The organism is Flavobacterium sp., assembly GCF_029945805.1.
Classification (GTDB): domain Bacteria; phylum Bacteroidota; class Bacteroidia; order Flavobacteriales; family Flavobacteriaceae; genus Flavobacterium.
Map to the genome: position 1 here is coordinate 125,594 of NZ_JAQSDH010000045.1, position 7,796 is coordinate 133,389.

The 7,796-nt window shown below is 35.5% G+C and carries 5 protein-coding genes; 1 reads left to right on the forward strand and 4 read right to left on the reverse strand.

Going from position 1 to position 7,796, the window contains the following annotated elements; translation table 11 throughout:
• Positions 1-30 precede the first annotated feature (30 nt).
• The 4 genes from PSU83_RS13000 to PSU83_RS13015 form a co-directional block, all read right to left on the reverse strand.
• The gene (locus PSU83_RS13000) at positions 31-864 is read right to left on the reverse strand and encodes a mechanosensitive ion channel domain-containing protein (protein WP_300589980.1); all 834 of its coding nucleotides are present in this window, start codon (positions 862-864) and stop codon (positions 31-33) included.
• A 67-nt stretch (positions 865-931) separates the two neighbouring features.
• On the reverse strand, positions 932-1,330 hold the full coding sequence (locus PSU83_RS13005; protein WP_300589981.1) for a hypothetical protein: 399 nt from the start codon (positions 1,328-1,330) through the stop codon (positions 932-934).
• A gap of 49 nt (positions 1,331-1,379) precedes the next feature.
• Entirely contained in the window at positions 1,380-3,398 is a 2,019-nt protein-coding gene (locus PSU83_RS13010; RefSeq protein ID WP_300589982.1) for a thioredoxin domain-containing protein, read from the reverse strand.
• Positions 3,399-3,579: 181 nt separating this feature from the next.
• Positions 3,580-4,476: a NifU family protein gene (locus PSU83_RS13015; RefSeq protein WP_300589983.1), complete on the reverse strand. Its 897-nt coding sequence runs from the start codon at positions 4,474-4,476 to the stop codon at positions 3,580-3,582.
• Between the two features lie 130 nt (positions 4,477-4,606).
• Here PSU83_RS13015 and PSU83_RS13020 point away from each other — a divergent pair.
• Positions 4,607-7,796, forward strand: a 3,190-nt coding sequence (locus PSU83_RS13020; RefSeq protein ID WP_300589984.1) for a choice-of-anchor L domain-containing protein, incomplete at its 3' end; no start/stop codon positions are given.

A 7,796-nucleotide genomic window follows, 5' to 3' on the forward strand; every position in this document is an offset into this window, starting at 1 on the left:
TTTTCAAATATTATCTTTACAATCCTAGATTTATTTTTTCGAACTTTCTTTGACAAAAGGCTGTACAACAATTCCAGCTGTATCAAAAGCTTCTTTACAGCTTTGTAAAACGTCGGAAGACATTTCAAAAAAATCCTCATTTTTTGCCCATGGTCGAATGGCAAGTTGTACTGCCGAATCGGTTAACAAATTAACAGCAACAGCGGGCGATGGTGTTTTCAAAACTTTAGCATTGTTTTCCATAACCTTCATGACAATTTCTTTGGCAGTCTTTATATTCGTGTCATACGAAATATTGAAAAGTAAATTCGCTCTTCTGTTTTTTTCTAATGAATAATTAGTGATAACTCCATTTGATAGAATTCCATTCGGAATAAAGATTGTTTGACTATTTGCAGTAATTAACTTGGTCACAAAAATCTGAATATCGCTCACTGTTCCGACAACGCCTTGTGCTTCAATCGTTTCTCCAACTTTGAAAGGCTTGAATAAAATAATCAACATTCCACCAGCAAAATTAGACAATGAACCTTGTAAAGACAAACCAACAGCCAAACCAACAGCTCCAAGAATAGCTACAAATGAAGAAGTTTCAATTCCTAATTTAGAAATAAACGTTACGAAAAGTAAAAAACGCAGTGCCCAAAGCAAACTATCAGCCAAAAAAGTGGATAACGTTGGATCCAATTCACGCTTAACCATAATCTTTCTAATCAAACGATTGATAAGCCTGATAGCATATAATCCGATAAAAAGGACAATTATAGCCGTAATTAGCTTAGGCGAATATGCAATAAGCATCTTGATAAATTGATCTACATAATCGGTAAACGAATTGATGTAATGCAGTTCATTCTTTTCCATATTGTGATAAAAAAATCCCGACGAATCGGGATAAATTAGTTAAGCAAAAATAATAATTTTATAAAACTTAATCGGCATTTTCATCAGATGGTTTTACAATATCTTCCGCCTTGGTTTTGATTTCTTCCACTTTATCCGAAGCATCATTTGTAAAAGAACTTACTTTCTCTTTCACGGTCTCAACAGTATCATGAGCAAAACCTTCTGCCTTTTCTGCATATTCGCCTGCTTTTTCTTTAACGGTGTCAACTATATCTTCTATCTTTTCTTTTGCAACCGGAATTTTTTCGCTGATTTTCACTTTTGCGGTGTCTACAAAATCTTCGACTTTATCAACATAGGGTGCAGCAGCATCTTTAGCTTTCTCTATCGCATCGCTCGCAAAACTTTCGGCCTTGTCTGCCATTTCATTTGCTGAACCTTTGGCTGAGCCAAACAAATTTTTAAAAAAATCTCCTAATCCCATATCTGTAGTTTTTATTGGTTATTCATAACAATAGTACGATTTTATATGACTAAATTAGAATTTCCTGCCGAATTTCTTCAAAATCATCCTTTGGTTTCTGACACCTTTTATTTTGGCATAGATAAAATAAAGTCTCGTTTTCTGAAAAACGATTTCTTAAAAAAGGAATCGTTGAAACACTCGAATGCCCTGCAATAATGATGTTGGGCTGATAATTTTGATTTACTATTTCCAGGTAGTCTAAAGCGCCGCTCCCGCAGATTGCCAATTCTTTATTTTGCTCAGAAAAATGTAATAAAACATTTAACCAATTTGAAAATGCTGATGGATAATCAACTGTTGGAACTATGTTCTGAACCATTTGTTGACAAATTTTTTCATAATAACTGTTCTCAAAATAAATACTTAAGCGAAATAAAGCGTCCGCTATTATAGAGTTGGACGCCGGAATAACATTATCTTCTACCTCAAAATGATTAGTAATTAAGGCTTCATCTTGTATCGAAGTAAAAGAGAAAAACTGCGCCTTTTCATCATAAAAATTATCAAACGTATAGTCCATTAATTGTTTGGCATTGTGCAACCAGTTCTCATCAAAAGTAACTTCATATAAAGAAATAAAGGCCTGAATTACATGAGCATAATCTTCGAGAAAACCATTTACAGTTGCTTTTCCATCTTTATAACTATGCTTCAAATTTCCTTCAGGACTCCAAATATTTTTGATGATAAAGTCTGCATTTTGCAACGCAATTTTTAAATAATTTTTGTTCCCAATGGTTTTATAAGCTTCCACAAATCCTTTGAGCATAATCGCATTCCAAGATGTTAAACATTTGTCGTCCAATCTTGGTTTACTTCGCTTTTCTCTTTCTCTATAAAGAATTTGTTCCCATTTTTTTTTCTTTTGCTCCAATGTTTCAAGGGAAAAATTTTGTTGTTTTGCTATTTCGTCTAAAGATTGATTTTGGATTAAAACATAGTTTTGATGTTCCCAAAACCCAAATTCATTCACGTTGAAAATAGTTGAAAACAAATCGAAATCTTCCTGAAGAAAAGATGTTAATTCGTCTTTTGTCCAAACATAAAAAGCGCCTTCTTCAAGGTGATTTTCAACATTCAGGCTGTCCGCATCTAGTGCAGAATAAAAACTTCCCTGTTTGGTTAACCATTCCTTTTCTACAAAATTTAATGTTTTTTCGATAACTTCTTTATACAGTTTATTTCCAGTTAATTTATAAGCATTAGCGTAAAGAGAAACTAATTGTCCATTGTCATACAGCATTTTTTCAAAGTGTGGAACGTGCCATTTCATATCGACCGAATATCTCGAAAATCCGCCATCAATTGTATCGAATAAACCGCCATAAGCCATTTTGGTTAAGGTCAGATTTACAAAATCAAGTACTTTTTGATTTTTAGTTTGATAGCCATAACGCAATAGAAATTCATAATTAACAGGCATCATAAATTTGGGTGCACGCGCCATTCCTCCATAATCCCAATCAAAGCTTCGCTCCCATTTTTCAACTAGCTTTTCTAAAATTTCAAAATTAAAATCAGATTCCGAGTCATTTTTTGAGATGACGCTTAAGGATTGCAACCCTTCATCTAGTTTTTCAGCATAGTCACGAATCGTTTCCGGATTTTTAGTATAAATTTCCTGAAGTCTTTCGAGTGAATTGATCCAATCATCTTTTCGGAAATACGTTCCTCCCCAAATGGGTCTTCCGTCGGGTAAAGTCACCACATTCATGGGCCAACCGCCTTGTCCAGTCATTATTTGAACTGCTTTCATATAGACGGCATCAATATCAGGCCGTTCTTCACGATCAATTTTGATGCTAATAAAATGGGCGTTCATTGTTGCAGCGACTTCGCTATCTTCAAAACTTTCATGTTCCATTACGTGGCACCAATGACAAGCTGAATACCCGATACTCACGATTATGAGCTTGCTTTCTTTTTGAGCCAAAGCCAAAGCAGTTGCGTTCCATGCTTTCCAATATACCGGATTATTGGCGTGTTGTAATAAATAAGGACTCGTTTCAAGATGTAGTTCGTTCATGTTTGTTTTTTTTAGCCCCGATTAAAGTGAAAATCCTTTTTCGTTTTCAAGATTTGTCCTTTTAAATGAAAACGAACTAACGAAAAAGATTGCAGCGGAAAGCGGGAAATAGCTCCTAAAGATTAATAAAAAAGCGCCCAAAATTGGACGCTTAAAGTTACTTTTTTATTTTCAATAATTTCTATCCGTTTAAGGCTTCTACTATAATATCCTTATCGTTCAGCATGTCCTTCAACATGTTTTCGATGCCACTTTTTAAGGTAAAAGTTGATGATGGACAACCATTACATGCGCCTTGAAGCACTACTTTTACACGTTTTTCAGTTTCGTCATAGGAATCAAAAAGTATGTTTCCACCATCTGCAGCGACTGCGGGTTTTACATATTCTTCTAAAATATTGATAATTTGTTGTGAAGTAGTATCAAGATTGTCGAAATTTTTGATTTGCTGTTTTTCCTGTATATCGGTTTTTTCAATTTGCGATTCATCAATTACAATTCCTCCATTTTCAATGAACTGCTTGATAAATGTCCGTATTTCTAAAGTGATTTCTTCCCAAGTACTACTGTCGTATTTGGTAACCGAAATATAATTTTCGGCTATAAATATTTCTTTTACATAGTGGAATTTAAATAATTCTTGAGCCAATGGTGACGCTTTAGAATCATCAATGTTTTTAAATTCAGCAGCAGTTTTGGTCAGCGCTTTATTCACTACAAATTTCAGTGACGCCGGATTTGGCGTAGTTTCACCGTAAACTGTTGTAGGTTGTTTTTTGTTTGGATTATCGTTTGGCAAAACAATTACGCCACCATTTTCCATAAATTTTTCAATTTGTTCTGCCACATCTTCTTGAACATCAGTCCATTCTACAATGCTAAATCGTTCGATTGCAACGAAGTTTCCAGAGATGTAAACGGTTTTTACAAACGGTAGGTAAAACAATTGTTGCGCTAAAGGTGAATTTTTGGCTTCATCGATATTTTTGAACTCAAAACTTTCATTTTGAGTTATAAAATCTGGAAATTCAAATTTTATTATGGCCGGATTTTGAGTTTCTTTTATATTGATTTTCATTGGATAAGTATATTTTTCTGCAAATTTAACAAAGTTATTTTCAGTGAATACCTATATTTGGACAATTAAACAATTAATTAACATATTGCTTGCAGTGCACTTTAAAAATCACCATTAGAACATACTATTAATGAAACGGATTTTACTTTTACTTTTTGTTTTTATGACGGGGCTGTATTCTTTTTCTCAGGTCATTACCGCAAATAACACGCTCTATACGGTTCCTCAACTTGTTCAAAATGTATTGTTTGCGCCTTCGTCGGGAAGTGCTTCTTGTATTGGAACAATTACTAATATTACTTGGAGTACGGGAACTAATTTTGGTTCAACTAATGGTATTGGCTATTTTACGAATACCAACCCAAATTTTCCTTTGACTTCTGGAGTTATTTTGAGCACAGGAAATGCATTGAGCGCACCTGGTGCAATTCCTGGGGGAAATAATTCAACACAAAGCAATGGAATTAATGCTTGGACTGGCGATTTAGACTTGTTTAATTACATGAGTAATTTAGGAATAATTGATCCAAATTTAGACGAATACGATAATGCTACCATTTTAGAATTTGATTTTGTGCCTTTGACTAATCAAATGAGTTTTGATTTCTTGTTTGCCTCAGAGGAATATGGACAATTTCAATGTCAATATTCGGATGCCTTTGCGTTTTTTTTAACGAATGTTACGGCGGGTACAGCACCGATTAACTTAGCCGTTGTACCTTCGACAACTACTCCAATTTCAGTTACCACAATACGTGACGATGCCGGTCAACCGGATTGTAGCGCAAGTAACATTGCCTATTTTGGATCTAATAATCAAGGTGGAACTGCGGCTAGTGACTCTGCAACAAATTTTAATGGACAAACTGTAGTAATAACTGCATCATCTCCAGTAATTCCAAATAATACCTATCATATAAAACTAGTTATTGCCGATTTAAATGACAATCAATATGATTCAGCTGTATTTTTAGGGGGCGGAAGTTTCAATATCGGTACACCTGACATTTCGGGAACGGGTCCCTATATCAATAGCACTGATTTTACTGTTGCTAATTCTACTGCGGTTTGCGGGTCGACAGTTTTGGTGATTCAGGCCGGTGCAGTTGCGATTCCGGGTGCTACTTATGCTTGGACATTGGGCACTACATCAGTTGGAACAAATTCTAATCTGTTGACAGTTACGCAAGCTGGAACGTATGGCGTGAATATAACATATCCGGGTGGATGCCAACAATCAGATACCATAACTGTAGAATATTATCCACAATCAATAACACTGGGAACACCAAGTAATTTAATACAGTGTAGTGGTCCTTTTAATTTAACTCAAAATACTGCTGCTATCTTAAATGGGATTCCAAATACCGTCAGCTACCATCATACTTTGGCACAGGCACAACAACAATCTGGAGCAATAAACAATCCAACTACATATAATGGAACAAACGGAGAAATAATTTACGCTGCTGTTGAAGATTTTGGTTCGGGAGGCTGTATTTTGACAACGCAATTTACGCTGAATATTGATTTAAGTTTATGCGTAGTTCCACCAGTTGCTGTTATTCCCCCTGATTTATATCAATATGAAACGACTTTTGGAGTAGGAACCGCTATATTCAACTTAACGTCACAAACTCCCATTATTTATGGATCAAATCTAGCTTCTGCTTATACCGTTACTTATTATTCCAGTATGCCTAATGCAATGGCCGGAACAAATGCTATAACCGGAATAAATGCTTTTCAAAACTCATCAAATCCACAGAGAATTTTTGCTGTTTTATCCGATAATGCTGATACTACAAATTTTACTATTGTAAGTTTTCTTTTGAACGTTGTAGCATTACCGAATGTCTCGATTACTGGTCCAGCGGCAGTATGTAATGGAAGTACCGCAACAATAACATTTACTGGAACTCCAAACGCAACGGTAAATTACACTGAAAATGGAAATGCTAGACAAATTGTTTTGAATGCCTCTGGGACTGCGACATATGTATCTTCACCCTTACTTTTCAATACTACATTTAATTTGGTTACTATAACAGCAACATCCTCCGCTGGAGCCATAACTCAGCCTGTGGTTGGTTCAGTCACGGTAACTATTAACTATCCACCAACAATTAACACGCCAGTAGACTATGTTGTTTGTGATGACAGTTTAGACAATGATGGTATCTATTGTAATTTTGATTTTAACACCAAAATAAATGAAATCACAGGCGGAAGCCCAATTATTGTTGACTTTTATGAAACAGCTACCTCTGGAAGTCCGATTTTATTATCTGTACCTTATTGTAATTTAATTTCGGGAGACCAAGAAATTTTTGTTAGAGCTTATGATTCTGCAACACCAAATTGTTTCTCTACCACTTCATTCCATTTGATTATTAACACAATCCCACTTCCAAATCCTAGTATCACTGATTATCCATTATGTGATAACAACAATCAGGGTGATGGCATTGAGGTATTTAATTTGGGAACAAAAACAACTGAAATCGCTAATGGGCAATTAAACGTTACTGTAACTTATTACGATTCATTGGTAAATGCACAAGGTCAAATAAGTCCATTACCTAACTTATATTCAAGCGGTTCTAGACCAATTTGGATTAACATCCGAAATACTACTACTGGATGTAACACTACTGGAACATTTAACCTGGTGGTAAATCCGTTGCCACTACCTGTAATTCCGCCACCTATATTTGAATGTAGTAATGGTTTGGTGCTTACTGCTACATTTGATTTAACGATAAACGAGGCAATTACGACGGCAGGGCAAACGGGAAGAGTAGTTTCCTACTATACGACTTTGACAGCCGCGCAAAATGGTACTCCAATACTACCTTCACCAACTACCTATTTTGGTTTTGATACCGAGGTAGTTTTTGTAAGAGTTCAGAATACGAATACTGGATGTTTTACTATCACCACACAATTGTTGAGAGTAACTCAGGGACCATTAGCTGTAACTCCACAACCTTTGGAAATCTGTGATCCTAACCGAGATGGCTTTGGTTCATTTGACTTAGCAAGTGCCCTATTGGAAATTCAGGGTGGAACCATTGATCCAAATGTAACGGTTACGTTCCATGAGACTCAGGTTGATGCGACTTTAGGCGGAAATGCTTTAGCAACTACTTACACTAATATTAATCCGTATTTACAAACGATTTATGTTCGCGTATTTTACACACTTTCAGGCTGCGCCAATTATGTAACGCTGAATTTGATTGTTCACGATAACCCCTTAGCAACAGTTCCAACCGACTACCTATTGTGTAATACTACTGCAGGTTCAAACACTGAGA

Coding starts and splice junctions, on each gene's coding strand:
- PSU83_RS13000 (WP_300589980.1), bottom strand. CDS start 864: ATGGAAAAGAATGAACTGCATTACATCAATTCGTTTACCGATTATGTA.
- PSU83_RS13005 (WP_300589981.1), bottom strand. CDS start 1,330: ATGGGATTAGGAGATTTTTTTAAAAATTTGTTTGGCTCAGCCAAAGGT.
- PSU83_RS13010 (WP_300589982.1), bottom strand. CDS start 3,398: ATGAACGAACTACATCTTGAAACGAGTCCTTATTTATTACAACACGCC.
- PSU83_RS13015 (WP_300589983.1), bottom strand. CDS start 4,476: ATGAAAATCAATATAAAAGAAACTCAAAATCCGGCCATAATAAAATTT.